Source organism: Pseudomonas promysalinigenes, from assembly GCF_014269025.2.
GTDB classification, from domain to species: Bacteria; Pseudomonadota; Gammaproteobacteria; order Pseudomonadales; family Pseudomonadaceae; genus Aquipseudomonas; species Aquipseudomonas promysalinigenes.
The window spans coordinates 238,043-253,518 of record NZ_CP077094.1 but is presented as its reverse complement, the minus strand read 5'-3'; the positions used below and the strand labels follow the sequence as shown (position 1 = coordinate 253,518).

The window sequence follows — 15,476 nt, the reverse complement described above, 5'->3', positions numbered from 1 at the left end:
CCGTGCTTACAGTTCACCACCTTATCCGCAGGGTGTGCTTCGTGAAGAAATTTGACCATCTGACAGTGATCGGCCTGCGCGAGTGGGTAGCCTTGCCGGACCTCGGCGTGGCGGGCCTGCGGGCCAAGATCGACACTGGCGCCAGCACCTCCAGCCTGCATGCAACCGAAGTCGAGCCCTTCGAGCGCAACGGCCAACCCTGGGTGCGCTTCACCGCTCATCTGGGTTCGGTGGTGCAGTTGCGCCACCGCCGCTGCGAAGCGCCGCTGGTGGCCATGAAAACCATCAAGAGCTCCAATGGCCATGCGCAGACCCGTTACGTGATACGCACTTCGCTGGCCTTGGGTGATGCCGTGTGGGAAATCGAGTTCACACTGGCCTGCCGCAAGAACATGCGCTATAGGCTGCTTCTTGGCTCCAAGGCATTGATCCAAGGCCAGTTGGTGGTCAACCCTGGTTTGAAATACGTACAAGACAAACCGGCCTATCCGGCCACTCTCCCCCCTGTCACAGGTGCTGCATGAAGATCGCTGTGCTGTCGCGCAATCCGCGTCTGTATTCCACCCGCCGTCTGGTTGAAGCCGGTACCCAGCGGGGCCACGAAATGGTGGTGATCGACACCTTGCGGGCCTATATGAACATCGCCAGCCACAAGCCACAGATCCACTACCGTGGCAGGCCGCTGGAGGGGTTCGATGCGGTGATTCCGCGCATTGGCGCTTCGGTCACCTTCTACGGCTGCGCAGTACTGCGCCAGTTCGAAATGATGGGGGTGTACCCGCTCAATGAATCGGTGGCCATCGCCCGCTCCCGGGACAAACTACGGTCGTTGCAATTGCTGTCACGCCGCGGCATCGGCCTGCCCATCACAGGTTTCGCCCACTCACCCGACGACATCCCGGACCTGATCCAGATGGTCAATGGCGCCCCGCTGGTGATCAAGGTACTCGAAGGCACTCAAGGTATCGGCGTAGTGCTGTGCGAAACCACCAAGGCTGCCGAATCGGTGATTGAGGCCTTCATGGGGCTGAAACAGAACATCATGGTGCAGGAGTACATCAAGGAAGCCGGCGGGGCGGATATCCGCTGCTTCGTGGTAGGTGACAAGGTGATCGCCTCGATGAAGCGCCAGGCCAAGCCAGGGGAATTCCGCTCCAACCTGCATCGCGGCGGTGTAGCGAGCCTGATCAAGATCACCCCCGAAGAGCGCATGACCGCCATTCGGGCCGCCAAGGTGATGGGGCTGAGTGTGGCCGGTGTGGATATCCTGCGTTCGAATCACGGGCCGTTGGTGATGGAGGTGAATTCGTCACCGGGGCTGGAGGGCATCGAGGTGACCACTGGCAAGAACGTTGCCGGGATGATCATCGAGCACCTCGAGAAGAACGGCGGGCCGAATCAGACCCGCACCAAGGGCAAGGGCTGACACCGGCTTGTGTGGGCCTCTTCGCGGGGTCAGCCGCGAAGAGCCCAATGCACTTCAAACAGCATTGCGCGGCAGTAGCAGCCCTAATGGCAGCCGCACGCGCGCTTCGATCCCGCCACCGGAGCGGTTGCGCAGCTCGACATTGCCACCATGCTGCGCCGCGATCCGTTTGACGATCGCCAACCCCAGCCCGGTACCCTTGCCTCCTCTGGCACGATCACCACGAATGAACGGGTTGAAGATGGTTTCAAGCTCCGACTCTTCGATGCCGGTGCCCCGGTCCAGTACGCTGAGCACCACATAAGGCGCGCTCTCGTCCCCCGACACGTACGCCGCCACCTCAACGCCCTGGCCTGCATGATGCAGGGCATTGCCGATAAGATTGCCAAGCATGCGCTTGAGTGACACCCGCCGCAGCGGGAATGGCGGAATGGGCTCAAGGCACAGGCGCACGCGCTCGTGGGGCTGGTTGTAAGGCGCTACTACCTCGCGCACCAGATTGGCCAGGTCGACCTCTTCGAGCGGCTCGTCTCGCCCGTCGCGAATGAACGCGAGGAACTGGTCGAGAATTGCGTCCATGTCCTCGATGTCGCGCACCATGTCATCGCTCAATTCGCTGTCGCTGTTCAACAACGACAACGACAGGCGCAGGCGCGTAAGCGGCGTGCGCAGGTCATGGGAAACACCGGCGAGCATCAACTCACGCTCACGGCCTGCTTGCTCGACATCTTCGGCCATCTGGTTGAACGCGCGGTAAACCTCGGTCATTTCGCTAGGGGTATCGCTGATCGGCAAGCGCACACTGCGCCCCTGCCCGAGCTGGCGGGCGGCAAACACCAGGCGCTTCAGGGGTTGGTTGAGCTGGCGCACGAAGATCCAGGCCGAGGCGGTGGACAACAGGCCGATGGCCAGGAACCAACCCAGCACGTTCCAGATCTTCTGCCCCCGCAGCGGGTGCGGATACAGGGGCACTTTCAGCCACCCCGGGCCCAGGCTCGGTGCATTCACCCACAGCGCAGGCGGCGCATGGATACGCAGGCGCACTTCGGTATCCTCACCCAGCTCGGCCTGCATCTGGCGCTGGTAGATTTCGCTGTAGGGCCAATGCTGCTCGCCCTCCGGCACGCCGGAGCCGGTGACACGGATCAGGCCAGCGGCTTCGGCGATCTTGTCGCGGTTTTCTTCATCCGCTGCCCAATAGGCGCGCAAAGTCAGTGCCACACCGTGACTGTACTGCCGATCGACCAACACGTCCTCGTTCATCAGCAGGTAGACCAGGGTCAGTGCCTTGGAGAACAGAACGACGATCAACACCAGCCACAGGGTGCGGGCAAAGAAGCTTTGCGGAAACCACAAGGGAGTTTTCATCGACGACGCTGCATCATTTGCCAGCGTTGCCGTCTGGTACGAACACGTAACCTACGCCCCACACCGTCTGGATGTAGCGTGGCTTGGACGGGTCTGGCTCGATCATGCGACGGAGACGGGATATCTGCACGTCGATGGAGCGCTCCAGGGCATCCCACTCGCGACCACGGGCCAGGTTCATCAGCTTGTCGCGAGTCAGTGGCTCACGGGCATGCATCACCAAGGCCTTGAGCACGGCGAACTCGCCCGTGGTGAGCATGTGCACTTCGTCGCCACGCTTGAGCTCGCGGGTGGCCAGCGACAGCTCGTAGTCGCCGAAGGTAACCGTCTCGTCCTCGCTGCCCGGTGCACCCGGCACGCTCGGCGACTGACGGCGCAGTACGGCCTTGACCCGCGCCATCAGCTCGTCGGGGTTGAATGGCTTGCCCAGGTAATCGTCGGCACCCAGCTCCAGCCCCTTGATGCGGCTGAGTTCGTCACCCTTGGCCGTGAGCATGATGATCGGGATCTGGTTGTTCTGCTGACGCAGGCGCTTGCACGCGGATAGGCCGTCCTCGCCTGGCAACATCAGGTCGAGTACCACCAGATTGAACACCTCGCGCTGCAGCAGGCGGTCCATCTGTTCGGTGTTGGGCACTGCGCGGGCGCGGTAGCCCTTGCTGGTGAAGAAACGCTCCAAAAGGCTGCTGAGCCCAGGATCGTCGTCGACGATGAGAATCTTGTCACCTTCAGCGGTATTTGGCGTGCCGGTCATGAATAACTCCTCTGATATCGCCGCGCATTATGGCGTAGCCATTGCTGCACGTTGCGTGAGCATTGTTAGCAGATTTTTCCCCGGGCGCCAGTTCCGGCTGGCCGGGCGCCATCACCGCAAGCTGTTTGCGATGGGTATAATGCGCGGCTTTCATCCAGCGCCACAGGGCCAAAGGCCCACCGGCGACCCACGTTTTCACAAATGTCAGGTGGTTTTCATGGACAGCATCAACAGCCGTATCGCCGAGGAACTGGGCGTACGCCCCCAGCAGGTCGAGGCGGCCGTGGGCCTGTTGGACGAAGGCTCGACCGTGCCCTTCATCGCCCGTTACCGCAAGGAAGTGACCGGTAGCCTGGACGACACCCAGTTGCGCCACCTGGAAGAGCGCCTGCGCTACCTGCGCGAACTCGACGAGCGCCGCGCCAGCATCCTGTCCAGCATCGAGGAACAGGGCAAGCTCACCCCGGAACTTGCCCGCGAGATCAAGCTCGCCGACACCAAGACGCGTCTCGAAGACCTTTACCTGCCATACAAGCAAAAACGCCGCACCAAGGGTCAGATCGCCTTGGAAGCCGGTCTTGGTGAGCTGGCCGATGCTCTGTTCAACGACCCAACCCTGGCCCCGGAAAGCGAAGCCGCGCGCTTCGTCGATGCCGGCAAGGGCGTGGCCGACGTCAAGGCGGCTCTGGAGGGCGCCAAGTACATCTTGATGGAGCGCTTCGCCGAAGACGCCGCACTGCTCGACAAGCTGCGCAACTTCCTCAAGCAGGAAGCGGTGCTCAGCGCCCGCGTGGTGGCCGGCAAGGAAGAAGAAGGTGCCAAGTTCCGCGACTACTTCGCCCACGACGAGCTGCTGCGTACAGCGCCCTCGCACCGGGCGCTGGCCATATTCCGCGGCCGCAACGAAGGCGTGCTGAGTGCCTCGCTGAAGGTTGGCGAAGAACTGCCCGGCACCCTGCACCCGTGCGAGCTGATGATCGGCAACCATGTCGGCATCGAAAACCGCAGCCGCCCTGCCGACAAATGGCTGGGCGAGGTGGTGCGCTGGACCTGGAAGGTCAAGCTCTATACCCACCTGGAAACCGACCTGTTCGGTGAACTGCGCGACAATGCCGAAAGTGAGGCGATCAACGTCTTCGCCCACAACCTGCACGACCTGCTGCTGGCAGCACCTGCAGGCCCACGCGCCACCCTGGGCTTCGACCCGGGCCTGCGCACCGGCTGCAAGATCGCCGTGGTCGACGCCACCGGCAAGCTGCTGGACCACACCACGGTCTACCCCCATGCGCCGAAAAACGACTGGGACCGCACCATCGCCATCATGGCCGCCTTGTGCGCCAAGCACTCGGTAGAGTTGATCGCCATCGGCAACGGCACCGCCAGCCGCGAGAGCGACAAGCTGGTGGCTGAGCTGGTGAAGAAGTACCCAGCACTGAAGATCACCAAGATCATGGTTTCCGAGGCCGGTGCTTCGGTGTACTCGGCATCGGAACTGGCAGCCCGCGAGTTCCCCGACTTGGACGTGTCGATCCGTGGCGCTGTGTCGATCGCCCGCCGCCTGCAGGACCCGCTGGCCGAGTTGGTGAAGATCGACCCGAAATCCATCGGCGTTGGCCAGTACCAGCACGACGTTTCGCAAATCAAGCTGGCCCGCGGCCTGGACGCGGTGGTCGAGGACTGCGTGAACGCCGTGGGCGTCGACGTCAACACCGCGTCGGTGGCGCTGCTGACCCGCATCTCTGGCCTGAACGCCACCCTGGCCCAGAACATCGTCGCTCACCGCGACGCCAATGGCCCATTTGCCACCCGTGCAGCGCTTAAAAAAGTCAGCCGCCTGGGTGAGAAAACCTTCGAACAGGCTGCCGGCTTCCTGCGTGTGATGAACGGCGACAACCCGCTCGACGCCTCTGCCGTGCACCCGGAGGCCTACCCGCTGGTGCAGCGCATCGCCGCAGGCACCGACCGTGACATTCGCTCGCTGATTGGCGACAGCAGCTTCCTCAAGCGCCTGGACCCCAAGCAGTTCACCGATGAAACCTTCGGCCTGCCCACCGTCACTGACATCTTGCAAGAGCTGGACAAACCCGGCCGCGACCCGCGCCCTGAGTTCAAGACGGCCACCTTCCAGGATGGCGTGGAAGACCTCAAGGACCTGGAGCCCGGCATGATCCTCGAAGGTGTGGTGACCAACGTTACAAACTTCGGGGCCTTCGTCGACATCGGCGTCCACCAGGACGGCCTGGTTCACATTTCGGCGCTGTCGGAGAAATTCGTCAAAGACCCACGCGAGGCGGTCAAGGCCGGCGACGTGGTCAAGGTCAAGGTCATGGAAGTGGACATCCCGCGCAAGCGCGTGGGCCTGTCCATGCGCATGAGCGACACGCCGGGCGAGAAGGTCGAAGGCAACCGCGGCGGCAACCGTGGCAATGCTGGTAACCGTCAGCAGCAGGCGCCGCGCCAGCGTGAAACCACCGCAGCAGCCCCGGCCAACAACGCCATGGCCGCCTTGTTCGCCAATGCCAAGCAGCTGAAGAAGAAGTGATGGATATCCCCAAGGAACTGCTCGAGAGCGCCTACAGCCAGCTGCTCGGCTGCCGGGTACAACGCCTGGACGCCGGGCTGGCGGAAGTAGGCCTGGCCCTTGAGCCGCACCTGCGCAATCGCGGCCAGAAGCTGCACGGCGGGGCGATCTTCAGCCTGGTGGACATCGCCATGGGCCTGGCGTGTTCGGCCAGCCATGGCTTCGACCAGCAAAGCGTGACCATCGAGTGCAAGATCAACTACCTGCGTGCCGTCAGTGACGGTGAGGTGCTGTGCACGGCCCGCGTGCTGCATGCCGGGCGCCGTACGCTGGTGGTCGACGCCGACGTAGTTCAAGGCGACAAACTGGTGGCAAAAGCGCAAGGAACCTTTGCGGTTCTCTAGCTCACCAAGTGGTATCTGCGGTATTTTTCGGCAGTGCGCTGGCACTGCCGGAGCCGCGTAAACCAGGCGACCACGCCAGTTCCTTTCCTCCTACCCTTGTAGACCGTCTTTGCTACCCCCATATTGGGGCCACTGACGCGTGAAGGAATACATCTTGAGCGACCTCCTCAACCGCCGCCTGAGCCTGCTCGGCGCCAATCTTCCCCTGCTCAAGCAGTGCCTGCACGGTATTGAGCGAGAATGCCTGCGCGTGACCCATGAAGGGCGCCTGGCCCAGACGCCCCACCCAGAGGCCTTGGGCTCGGCACTGACCAACGAACAGATCACCACCGATTATTCCGAGTCGCTGCTGGAGTTCATCACCCCAGCGATGGCCGACTCGGCCAAGGTGCTCGAAAGCCTCGAACAGACCCACCGCTTCGTCTACAGCAAGCTTGGCGACGAACTCCTGTGGAGCCCGTCGATGCCCTGCACGCTGCCGGCCGAGGAGGACATCCCGATTGCCGAGTACGGCACGTCGAACATCGGCAAGCTCAAGCACGTCTACCGCAAGGGCCTGGCCCTGCGCTATGGCCGCACCATGCAGTGCATCGCCGGTATCCACTACAACTTCTCGCTGCCTGAGGCGCTGTGGCCACTGTTGCGCGATGCCGAAGGTGGTGAACAGAGCGACCGTGATTACCAGTCCTCAGCGTACATTGCGCTGATTCGCAATTTCCGCCGCTACAGCTGGCTGCTGATGTATCTGTTCGGCGCCTCACCGGCATTGGACAAAGGCTTTTTGCGTGGCCGCCCGCACCAGCTTGAAGAGCTGGATGCCGAAACCCTGTATCTCCCCTACGCCACCAGCCTGCGCATGAGCGACCTGGGCTACCAGAGCAATGCCCAGGCGGGCCTTACGCCGTGCTACAACAACCTCGAGAGCTACACCGATAGCCTGCGCAAGGCAGTCGGCACGCCCTACCCGCCTTATGTCGAGGTCGGCACCCATGTGGATGGCGAGTGGGTGCAGTTGAACACCAACATCCTGCAGATCGAAAACGAGTACTACTCGAACATCCGCCCCAAGCGCGTGACCTACACCGGCGAGCGGCCGATCCAGGCTTTGACCTCGCGCGGCGTGCAGTACGTCGAAGTGCGCTGCCTGGATATCAACCCGTTCCTGCCGGTGGGCATCGACCTTACAGAAGCACGCTTCCTCGATGCATTCCTGCTGTTCTGCGCGCTGGAAGAGAGCCCGCAACTGGACAACAGCGAGTGCGGCCAGTGCTCCAGCAACTTCCTGACCGTGAACAAGGAAGGCCGTCGCCCAGGCCTTGAACTGCTGCGCGATGGCCAACCCATCGGGCTGCGTGAGTGGGCCAGCGAACTGATCGAACGCATCGGCCAGTTCGCCGCGCTGCTCGACCAGGCGCAAGGCGGTGACGAACATGCCAAAGCGTTGGCTGAACAACAGGCCAAGGTCGATGATGCAGCCCTGACCCCATCCGCCCAGGTGCTGGCCCGCATGACCGAACATGACGAAACCTTCGTCCAGTTCTCCCTGCGCCAGAGCCGCCTGCATGCCGAAACGTTGCGCGAGCAACCACTGCATGTGGAGCAACAGCAGGCGTTCGAGACGCTGGCGCGTGAGTCGCTGGCCCGGCAGTCGGAGCTTGAGCAAGAGGAGGTCGGCGACTTCGACCTGTTCGTCGGCGCTTACCAGGCCAGCATCCTGGCGATCAGCAACTGATGAATCGGCCCGCCACTTCGCGCAAGCCCCGCGCCAGCAGCCAGGCGAGGATCGACGCGATCCTGGCGGCCGCCCGCGCGCTGCTGGCCGAGCACGGAGTGACCGGGCTTTCGATCTACAGTGTGGCAGAGCACGCACAGATTCCGCCGTCTTCGGTGTACCACTTCTTCGCCAGCGTGCCGGCCCTACTGGAGGCGCTGACCGCCGATGTGCACAGGGCTTTTCGCGAGGCGCTGAGCGCACCGATCGACAGCAGCGCATTCGCCACCTGGCACGAGCTGTCACGGCTGGTCGAGCAGCGCATGCTCGACATCTACAAGGAGGATGCCGCAGCGCGCCAGTTGATTCTGGCTCAGCACGGGCTAAGTGAAGTGGTGCAGGCCGACCGGCTGCACGATATGGAGCTGGGCAGCCTGATGCACAACCTGTTCGACCGGCATTTCCACTTGCCGAAGATTCCGGCAGATGTGGATGTGTTCACCTTGGCGATGGAACTGAGTGATCGGGTTTATGCCCGCTCGGTGCAGTTGCACGAGACGATCACCCCGCGCATGGCCGAGGAAGGCAAGCGGGTGTTCGAGGCCTATCTTGGGCTTTATCTGCCGCCTTTTCTGGCCAAACGTGCACCCTGAAGACTAGGGCCGCGTCGCGGCCCTGGATGCCCGCCTCACAGCTTGGCGATGGAGACTTCGGTCGACTTCACGAACGCGATCACTTCGCTGCCCACCTGCAGCTCCAGCTCCTTCACCGAGCGGGTGGTGATGACCGAAGTGACGATGCCCGAGGCAGTCTGCACGTCGATTTCCGACAGTACCGGGCCTTCGAGGATTTCTTTCACGGTGCCTTTGAACTGGTTGCGAACGTTGATGGCTTTGATGGTCATGGCTTGATTCCTTCTCTTTGGCTTCTTGGGTTCAGTGTGCCCAACGCAGTTGCGTGGGCAATGGGGCTACAGGATCGGGCTCGGGCGCACCGCCCGGGGCCGACAGAACACGGTCAAGCACTTCGCTTTCAAGCGCAGCCAGGCGGTGCGAACCACGCGCCCTGGGCCTGGCCAGATCGACAGTGAGGTCCAGGCCGACTTCACCCTCTTCGATCAGAATCACTCGGTCGGCGACGGCGACGGCCTCGTTGACGTCGTGGGTCACCAACAGCACGGTGAAGCCATGCTGGCGCCACAGGCGTTCGATCAATTGCTGCATCTCGATGCGCGTCAGTGCATCCAGCGCGCCCAACGGCTCATCCAGCAGCAGCAGGCGCGGCTGGTGGATAAGGGCTCGGGCCAAAGCCACACGCTGTTTTTGCCCACCGGACAACGCAGCGGGCCATTCATCGGCGCGGTCAGCCAGGCCGACGGCCTCCAACGCATCCAGCGCACGCTGCCGCCAGCCGCCATGCAAACCCAGGCCAACGTTGTCGATCACCTTCTTCCACGGCAACAGCCGCGCGTCCTGGAACATTAGGCGAGTTTCCTCACGAGCCTGGCTCAGCGGGGCGGCTCCGGCCAGCAGCTCACCGTCAGTCGGTTGGTCGAGCCCGGCCAGCAGCCGCAACAAGGTGCTCTTGCCGCAACCACTGCGCCCGACGATGGCAACGAACTGCCCTGCGGGTATGTGCAGGTCGATACCTTTCAAAACCTCGCGCTGGCCGAAGGCTTTGCGCAAGCCCTTGGCGGCCAACGGGATGCCACGCAGCAGGCGTGGCGGCTGTTCTTTGAGCACCGTCATGCGCCCTCCTTCTTCGCCACTTGGTAGGCCGGGTGCCAGCGCAACCACACGCGCTCCAAGCCGCGTGCGGCGAGGTCGGCTAGCTTGCCCAGCACCGCGTACAGGACGATGGCCAGCACCACTACATCGGTCTGCAGGAATTCGCGGGCATTCATCGCCAGGTAACCGATGCCAGCATTGGCCGAAATGGTCTCGGCAACGATCAGCGTCAGCCACATGAAGCCCAGCGCAAAGCGTACCCCCACCAGGATCGAGGGCAGCGCCCCAGGCAGGATCACCTGGCGGAACAGGCCAAAACCTGACAGGCCATAGCTGCGGGCCATTTCCACCAAGGCCGGGTCGACGTTGCGGATGCCGTGATAGGTGTTCAGGTAGATCGGAAACAACGTGCCCAGCGCGACCAGAAAAATCTTCGCCGACTCATCGATCCCGAACCACAGGATCACCAGCGGGATGAGCGCCAGGTGTGGCACGTTGCGGATCATCTGTACCGAGCTATCGAGCAGGCGTTCGCCCCAGTTCGAAAGGCCAGTGATAAAGCCCAGCACCAGGCCGATGCTGCCGCCGATCACGAAGCCCAGCCCAGCACGCCAGCCGCTGATGGCTAGGTGCGTCCAGATTTCCCCGCTGCGCACCAACTCAACGCCAGCGCTGACCACCGCACTGGGCGCTGGCAGAATGCGGGTCGACAGCCAGCCGGCGCTGACTGCCAATTGCCAGGTCGCCAGCAGCAGCACTGGCAGCGCCCACGGCGCCAGGCGCTGGCTCAGGGTGGTTGTAGTTGCACGACTCATGGCCCGGCCCTCAGCTCTGCGCAACCGATTTGGGCAAGATGTCGTTGGCCACCATCTCGCCGAACGGGCTCACATAGCCGCCGCTTTTCGGCTGCTCCGGGCGCTGCACGTCAAGATGCGGGAACAGCAACTCGGCAACCCGGTAAGACTCCTCCAGGTGCGGGTAGCCAGAGAAGATGAAGGTATCTATGCCCAATTTGGCATACTCCTTGACCCGCGCCGCTACCGTGGGGCCGTCACCGACCAGAGCGGTGCCAGCACCGCCGCGCACCAGACCGACGCCGGCCCAGAGGTTGGGGCTGACTTCGAGCTTGTCGCGGTTGCCGTTGTGCAGGGCGGCCATGCGCTGTTGACCCACGGAGTCGAAACGCGCCAGGGAAGCCTGGGCGCGAGCGATGGTGTCATCGTCCAGGTGCGAGATCAGTTTGTCGGCGGCAGCCCACGCTTCTTGGTTGGTTTCCCGCACGATGACGTGCAGGCGGATGCCGAAACGCACTTGGCGGCCTTGAGCGGCGGCCTTCTCACGCACTGCAGCGATCTTCTCGGCCACGGCCGATGGCGGCTCGCCCCAGGTCAGGTACAGCTCGACCTGCTCGGCTGCCAGATCCTGAGCGGCCTCGGAGGATCCACCGAAATACAGCGGCGGGCGCGGTTGCTGGACTGGCGGATAGAGCAGCTTGGCGCCCTTGACCTGAATGTGCTTGCCCTCGTAGTCGACAACTTCGCCTTCCAGCACCTTGCGCCAGATGCGGGTGAATTCGACAGAGGCCTCATAGCGCTCCTGGTGATTGAGGTGCAGACCGTCGCCGGCCAACTCGTCCGGGTCACCCCCGGTCACCAGGTTGAACAACGCGCGGCCGTTGGACAGCCGGTCGAGCGTGGCAGCCTGGCGAGCCGCCACGGTCGGGGAGATGATGCCGGGGCGTAAGGCCACCAGAAACTTCAGGCGCTGGGTCACCGGTATCAGCGACGCAGCCACCAGCCAGGAATCCTCGCAGGAGCGCCCGGTGGGGATCAGGACGCCACCGAAACCCAGGCGGTCAGCGGCCTGGGCAATTTGTTGCAGATAACCATGATCGACCGCGCGAGCGCCGTCGGAGGTGCCCAGGTACTTGCCGTCACCGTGGGTGGGGAGGAACCAGAAAATGTTAAGGCTCATTGGAGTTGTCTCCTCAGGGTGGCTCGAGCCGAGACGGCGCCCCGGCGCAGGCGAATCATTCAAGGCGCAGTGGCGACCTTGGCCGGGGGTGTCCAGATCACGTCCTTGATGCTCAAGGGCTTGGGAATCAGCTTGAGCACCTGGAAGGTGTCGGCAATCTTCTGTTGCGCGGCAACCACCTGCGGGGTGAGCGGCTGGGCACCGTAACCTTGGCGTTTCACCGAGGTCAGGGTGATGTCGGCAGGCAGGCCCAGCAGTGGGGCGACCTGCTCGGTGACCTCTTGCGGGTTGGCCTGGGACCACTGGCCGACAGCGCGCACTTCGTCGATCAGGGCGCTGATTACCGCCGGGTGCTGGGTGGCGTAGCTGCGCGTTGCCAGATAGAACTGATGGTTATCCACCAGGCCTTGACCATCACGCAGCGTGCGGGCCTGTAGTTGTTGCTCGGCGGCAGCTTGGTACGGGTCCCAGATCACCCAAGCATCGACACTGCCACGCTCGAAGGCGGCGCGGGCATCGGCGGGGGGCAGGTAGACGGGTTGGATGTCGCTGTACTTGAGGCCGGCGTCTTCCAGGGCGCGGACCAACAGGTAGTGCACGTTCGAGCCCTTGTTGAGGGCGACTTTCTTGCCTTTGAGGTCCTTCACCGACTGCACCGGCGAGTCCTTGGGCACGAGAATGGCCTCGCTGTGCGGCGCAGGTGGCTCATAGGCCACATACAGCAGGTCGGCACCAGCGGCCTGAGCGAACACCGGCGGGGTCTCACCGGTGACACCGAAGTCGATCGAGCCGACGTTCAACCCCTCAAGCAACTGCGGCCCGCCGGGGAACTCAGTCCATTGCACCTGCACGCCTTGAGCGGCCAGGCGCTTCTCAAGCGTACCCTTGGCCTTGAGTAGCACCAGGGTTCCGTATTTCTGATAACCGATACGCAGGCTTTCTGCGTGAGCTTGGGTGATGGCGCCGAAGGACACAGCCGCCGCAAACAGGGCGACCAGACCACGACGCAAGAAGACAGTGCGCATGGCGCTCTCCTGTGCGATAGGGTTCGGGTTGCACCTGCTTGCCTCGTTGACGGGCGAGTAAGGTGGTGAAGCTATGGGGTGACAGTACCAGCCTGCTTATATATCTAGAAATCATATTTTTTCATTTGTTTATTCCATTTTATGATTTTGGACATGAGGGCTTTATTGCGGCGAAAGCCGCCCTTACCAGGTCTTCTTGCAACCCACGCAGCATCGGTCGGGAGCGGGTCTATCCGCGAACAACCCCATCACTTTTACCCAGGCATAAAAAAGGGCCGTCGAAACGGCCCGAAAATCCCTGCTATGGCTAAGAGCACTGCAACGAGGATTTGGTCAGCGATTAGGTTGCGGAGTCAGCCGCAGATAAGGCTTCACAGCCCGGTAACCTTTCGGGAAGCGCTGCTTGATTTCTTCCTCATCTTTTAGAGAAGGCACAATCACCACATCGTCGCCGTCCTGCCAGTTCCCTGGTGTGGCAACCTTGTGGTTGTCGGTGAGCTGTAGCGAGTCGATCACCCGCAGGATCTCGTTGAAGTTGCGCCCGGTACTGGCCGGATAGGTGATGGTCAGGCGTACCTTCTTGTTCGGGTCGATGATGAACAGCGAGCGCACCGTCAAAGTGTCGCTGGCATTGGGGTGAATCAGGTCATACAGGTCCGAAACCTTGCGGTCGGCGTCGGCAATGATCGGGAAGTTGACCACAGTGTTCTGGGTTTCGTTGATATCCGCGATCCACTTATGGTGTGAGTCGACCGGGTCAACCGACAGGGCGATGGCTTTTACACCGCGCTTGGCGAACTCATCCTTGAGCTTGGCGGTCAGGCCCAGCTCGGTGGTGCACACTGGAGTGAAATCCGCCGGGTGGGAGAACAGCACACCCCAGCTGCTGCCTAGCCATTCGTGAAAGCGGATCTTGCCTTCACTTGAATCCTGCTCGAAGTCCGGGGCGATGTCGCCAAGTTTGAGGCTCATGGGGTGCGGCTCCTGTGCGGTGTTCTGTTGTATGGGTTGAATGTGCCTGTATTCGAACCAGAACAAAAAGAATAAATAATGATTTATCTATAACCCCAAGGAATATCGAATGATGTCCACAAAAAAGCCTCGCACTAGGCGAGGCTCTTGGTGTAACTAAGACTTACAGGAAGCTGTAAGTGTAGTTCACGATGAAGCGAGTCTGGTCCTGATCGGCAGAGGACTCACCCTGACCACGGAACACGCCCTGGCGCAGGCTGAAGCCAAGGCCTTTGAGGGTGCCTTGCTGAACGGTGTAGTCGATGCGCGCATCACGTTCCCACTCGTTGTAGGTGCCGTGGCCGGACTTGTAGCGGATGTCATCACCGCGCAGGTACGAAACCGAGGCCTTCAGGCCTGGTACGCCCAGCGAGGCGAAGTCATAGGCGTATTGACCGAAGTTGGTGTTCTCGCCAGCACGGGCGAACTGGTTGATCATGCTGTCGGTGAACAGGTAGAAGCTGGAACCGCCAGCGCCTTCGCCACGGCCGTTGCCGTCAACTACGTTACCCTGGTTCAGCCAGACGAAACCGCCGTCATCGCTGACTTGCTGACGACCCAGCATGAGCGAGTGACCGCCCAAGGTGTAGGTGAACATGGCAGTCCAGGTCTTGTTGTCGACCTTGCCATTGTTCTTGGCATAACCACCGTTGTTGTTGAAGTTGTAGCCGCCGCCGTGGCCGTTGTTACCGTCGCTGCTGCTGTCGAAGTAGCGCAGGTCGGTCTTGAACGACTGGTTGTCAGCGATCTTGAAGATGTGGGTCGCACCCAGGAAGTGCTGCTTGTAGAAGTCTTCCAGGTTCGAGTAGTAGTACTGAAGGGTCAGGTCTGGAGTGAGCTTGTAGTCCAGGCCACCGTAGCGGAACTTGTTGCTGTCGGCAGTGGCACCAGCGATCGACAGGCCAGTACGGTTGCTCGAAGCACGGCCCATGGCGTGAGTCAGCTGACCGGCGTTGATGGTCAGGTTGTCGATTTCCTTCGACTGGATGGTGCCACCCTCGAAGGTTTGTGGCAGCAGTCGACCGTCGTTGGCCACCAGGATCGGCAGGTTAGGGGCCAGGGCGCTACCGTAGTGAACTTCGGTCTTGGAGAAGCGAGCCTTAGCATTGGCACCGGCACGTGCCCACTGGCTTACCGCCGAACCGTCGGTATCGCTTGGGAAGAAGGAGCTGTTGTCGGGGTGCTTACCGCGACCGCCGTCCAGGTGAATACCCCAAAGGGCCTGGGCATCGACACCGAAACCAACAGTGCCTTGAGTGAAACCGGAGATGTAGTCGAGCTTGAAGCCCTGACCAGACTCACGGTTATCGGCACCACCTTCACGGTTGTCACCGTTGAAATACATGGTACGCGAGCTCACCGACAGCTTGCTGTCTTCTACGAAACCGGCGGCACCTGCTGCTTGGGCGAAAACCCCCACTGCCACGGCCAGAGCCAGGCTGGACTTGTACATGTTTTGCTCCTCTACGTTCTAATTCTTGTGTATCACTGGCGGCAGGGTCTTGTGCCCCGCTCGACCGTGGATGGGCGATTAGCCCCAAACCGTGACCATTTA

General features: G+C 62.0%; 15 protein-coding genes. 6 read left to right on the top strand and 9 right to left on the bottom strand.

The annotated features are described in order from the left end of the window. Positions 1 to 41 precede the first annotated feature (41 nt). A complete protein-coding gene (rimB, locus tag HU725_RS01140; RefSeq protein WP_060478716.1) occupies positions 42 to 524 on the top strand; it encodes a retropepsin-like aspartic endopeptidase RimB in 483 nt (160 codons plus the stop codon). Beyond that, positions 521 to 1,426, top strand: a complete 906-nt coding sequence (gene rimK, locus HU725_RS01135) for a 30S ribosomal protein S6--L-glutamate ligase (protein WP_060478715.1) — start codon at positions 521 to 523, stop codon at positions 1,424 to 1,426. Before rimB ends, rimK begins: the two co-directional genes overlap by 4 nt. Before the next feature lie 54 nt (positions 1,427 to 1,480). On the opposite strand, the gene HU725_RS01130 is transcribed toward rimK, so the two are convergent. Next, a complete protein-coding gene (locus tag HU725_RS01130) occupies positions 1,481 to 2,794 on the bottom strand; it encodes an ATP-binding protein (protein ID WP_060478714.1) in 1,314 nt (437 codons plus the stop codon). A 13-nt stretch (positions 2,795 to 2,807) separates the two neighbouring features. Further along, positions 2,808 to 3,548, bottom strand: a complete 741-nt coding sequence (gene ompR, locus HU725_RS01125) for an osmolarity response regulator transcription factor OmpR (RefSeq protein ID WP_060478713.1) — start codon at positions 3,546 to 3,548, stop codon at positions 2,808 to 2,810. 217 nt (positions 3,549 to 3,765) lie between these two features. Between ompR and HU725_RS01120 the strand changes: the two genes are divergently transcribed. From HU725_RS01120 to HU725_RS01105, 4 genes are all read left to right on the top strand, one after another. Continuing rightward, complete coding sequence (locus HU725_RS01120) at positions 3,766 to 6,090, top strand: Tex family protein (RefSeq protein WP_186478388.1); 2,325 nt, start codon at positions 3,766 to 3,768, stop codon at positions 6,088 to 6,090. Then, entirely contained in the window at positions 6,090 to 6,473 is a 384-nt protein-coding gene (locus HU725_RS01115; RefSeq protein WP_060478711.1) for a PaaI family thioesterase, read from the top strand. The genes HU725_RS01120 and HU725_RS01115 overlap by 1 nt, the downstream gene beginning before the upstream one ends. 154 nt (positions 6,474 to 6,627) lie before the next feature. Then, positions 6,628 to 8,205 carry a glutamate--cysteine ligase gene (gshA, locus tag HU725_RS01110; protein ID WP_189658083.1) on the top strand — a complete coding sequence of 526 codons (1,578 nt, stop codon included), beginning with the start codon at positions 6,628 to 6,630 and terminating at the stop codon, positions 8,203 to 8,205. Beyond that, positions 8,205 to 8,837 (top strand): TetR/AcrR family transcriptional regulator, encoded by a 633-nt coding sequence (locus tag HU725_RS01105; protein ID WP_060478709.1) that lies wholly within the window; start codon positions 8,205 to 8,207, stop codon positions 8,835 to 8,837. The genes gshA and HU725_RS01105 overlap by 1 nt, the downstream gene beginning before the upstream one ends. 35 nt (positions 8,838 to 8,872) lie before the next feature. Here HU725_RS01105 and HU725_RS01100 read toward each other — a convergent pair whose 3' ends face one another. From HU725_RS01100 to HU725_RS01070, 7 genes are all read right to left on the bottom strand, one after another. After that, on the bottom strand, positions 8,873 to 9,088 hold the full coding sequence (locus HU725_RS01100; protein WP_008095172.1) for a TOBE domain-containing protein: 216 nt from the start codon (positions 9,086 to 9,088) through the stop codon (positions 8,873 to 8,875). A gap of 31 nt (positions 9,089 to 9,119) precedes the next feature. Continuing rightward, positions 9,120 to 9,932, bottom strand: coding sequence for an aliphatic sulfonates ABC transporter ATP-binding protein (gene ssuB, locus HU725_RS01095; RefSeq protein ID WP_186478386.1), 813 nt, complete (start codon positions 9,930 to 9,932; stop codon positions 9,120 to 9,122). After that, positions 9,929 to 10,726: an aliphatic sulfonate ABC transporter permease SsuC gene (gene ssuC, locus HU725_RS01090; protein WP_186478385.1), complete on the bottom strand. Its 798-nt coding sequence runs from the start codon at positions 10,724 to 10,726 to the stop codon at positions 9,929 to 9,931. Before ssuC ends, ssuB begins: the two co-directional genes overlap by 4 nt. Before the next feature lie 10 nt (positions 10,727 to 10,736). Beyond that, on the bottom strand, positions 10,737 to 11,885 hold the full coding sequence (gene ssuD, locus HU725_RS01085; RefSeq protein ID WP_186478384.1) for an FMNH2-dependent alkanesulfonate monooxygenase: 1,149 nt from the start codon (positions 11,883 to 11,885) through the stop codon (positions 10,737 to 10,739). A gap of 59 nt (positions 11,886 to 11,944) precedes the next feature. Next, the gene (locus tag HU725_RS01080) at positions 11,945 to 12,910 is read right to left on the bottom strand and encodes a sulfonate ABC transporter substrate-binding protein (protein WP_186478383.1); all 966 of its coding nucleotides are present in this window, start codon (positions 12,908 to 12,910) and stop codon (positions 11,945 to 11,947) included. Positions 12,911 to 13,243: 333 nt separating this feature from the next. Further along, positions 13,244 to 13,882 carry a peroxiredoxin gene (locus tag HU725_RS01075; RefSeq protein ID WP_186478382.1) on the bottom strand — a complete coding sequence of 213 codons (639 nt, stop codon included), beginning with the start codon at positions 13,880 to 13,882 and terminating at the stop codon, positions 13,244 to 13,246. Positions 13,883 to 14,045: 163 nt separating this feature from the next. Continuing rightward, a complete protein-coding gene (locus tag HU725_RS01070) occupies positions 14,046 to 15,374 on the bottom strand; it encodes an OprD family outer membrane porin (protein WP_060478704.1) in 1,329 nt (442 codons plus the stop codon). Between the last annotated feature and the right edge of the window lie 102 nt (positions 15,375 to 15,476).

What these genes read in the sequence shown, in the direction of transcription:
- rimK (WP_060478715.1), top strand. Translation starts at nt 521, where the DNA reads ATGAAGATCGCTGTGCTGTCGCGCAATCCGCGTCTGTATTCCACCCGC.
- HU725_RS01130 (WP_060478714.1), bottom strand. Translation starts at nt 2,794, where the DNA reads ATGAAAACTCCCTTGTGGTTTCCGCAAAGCTTCTTTGCCCGCACCCTG.
- ompR (WP_060478713.1), bottom strand. Translation starts at nt 3,548, where the DNA reads ATGACCGGCACGCCAAATACCGCTGAAGGTGACAAGATTCTCATCGTC.
- HU725_RS01120 (WP_186478388.1), top strand. Translation starts at nt 3,766, where the DNA reads ATGGACAGCATCAACAGCCGTATCGCCGAGGAACTGGGCGTACGCCCC.
- HU725_RS01115 (WP_060478711.1), top strand. Translation starts at nt 6,090, where the DNA reads ATGGATATCCCCAAGGAACTGCTCGAGAGCGCCTACAGCCAGCTGCTC.
- HU725_RS01105 (WP_060478709.1), top strand. Translation starts at nt 8,205, where the DNA reads ATGAATCGGCCCGCCACTTCGCGCAAGCCCCGCGCCAGCAGCCAGGCG.
- HU725_RS01100 (WP_008095172.1), bottom strand. Translation starts at nt 9,088, where the DNA reads ATGACCATCAAAGCCATCAACGTTCGCAACCAGTTCAAAGGCACCGTG.
- ssuB (WP_186478386.1), bottom strand. Translation starts at nt 9,932, where the DNA reads ATGACGGTGCTCAAAGAACAGCCGCCACGCCTGCTGCGTGGCATCCCG.
- ssuC (WP_186478385.1), bottom strand. Translation starts at nt 10,726, where the DNA reads ATGAGTCGTGCAACTACAACCACCCTGAGCCAGCGCCTGGCGCCGTGG.
- ssuD (WP_186478384.1), bottom strand. Translation starts at nt 11,885, where the DNA reads ATGAGCCTTAACATTTTCTGGTTCCTCCCCACCCACGGTGACGGCAAG.
- HU725_RS01080 (WP_186478383.1), bottom strand. Translation starts at nt 12,910, where the DNA reads ATGCGCACTGTCTTCTTGCGTCGTGGTCTGGTCGCCCTGTTTGCGGCG.
- HU725_RS01075 (WP_186478382.1), bottom strand. Translation starts at nt 13,882, where the DNA reads ATGAGCCTCAAACTTGGCGACATCGCCCCGGACTTCGAGCAGGATTCA.
- HU725_RS01070 (WP_060478704.1), bottom strand. Translation starts at nt 15,374, where the DNA reads ATGTACAAGTCCAGCCTGGCTCTGGCCGTGGCAGTGGGGGTTTTCGCC.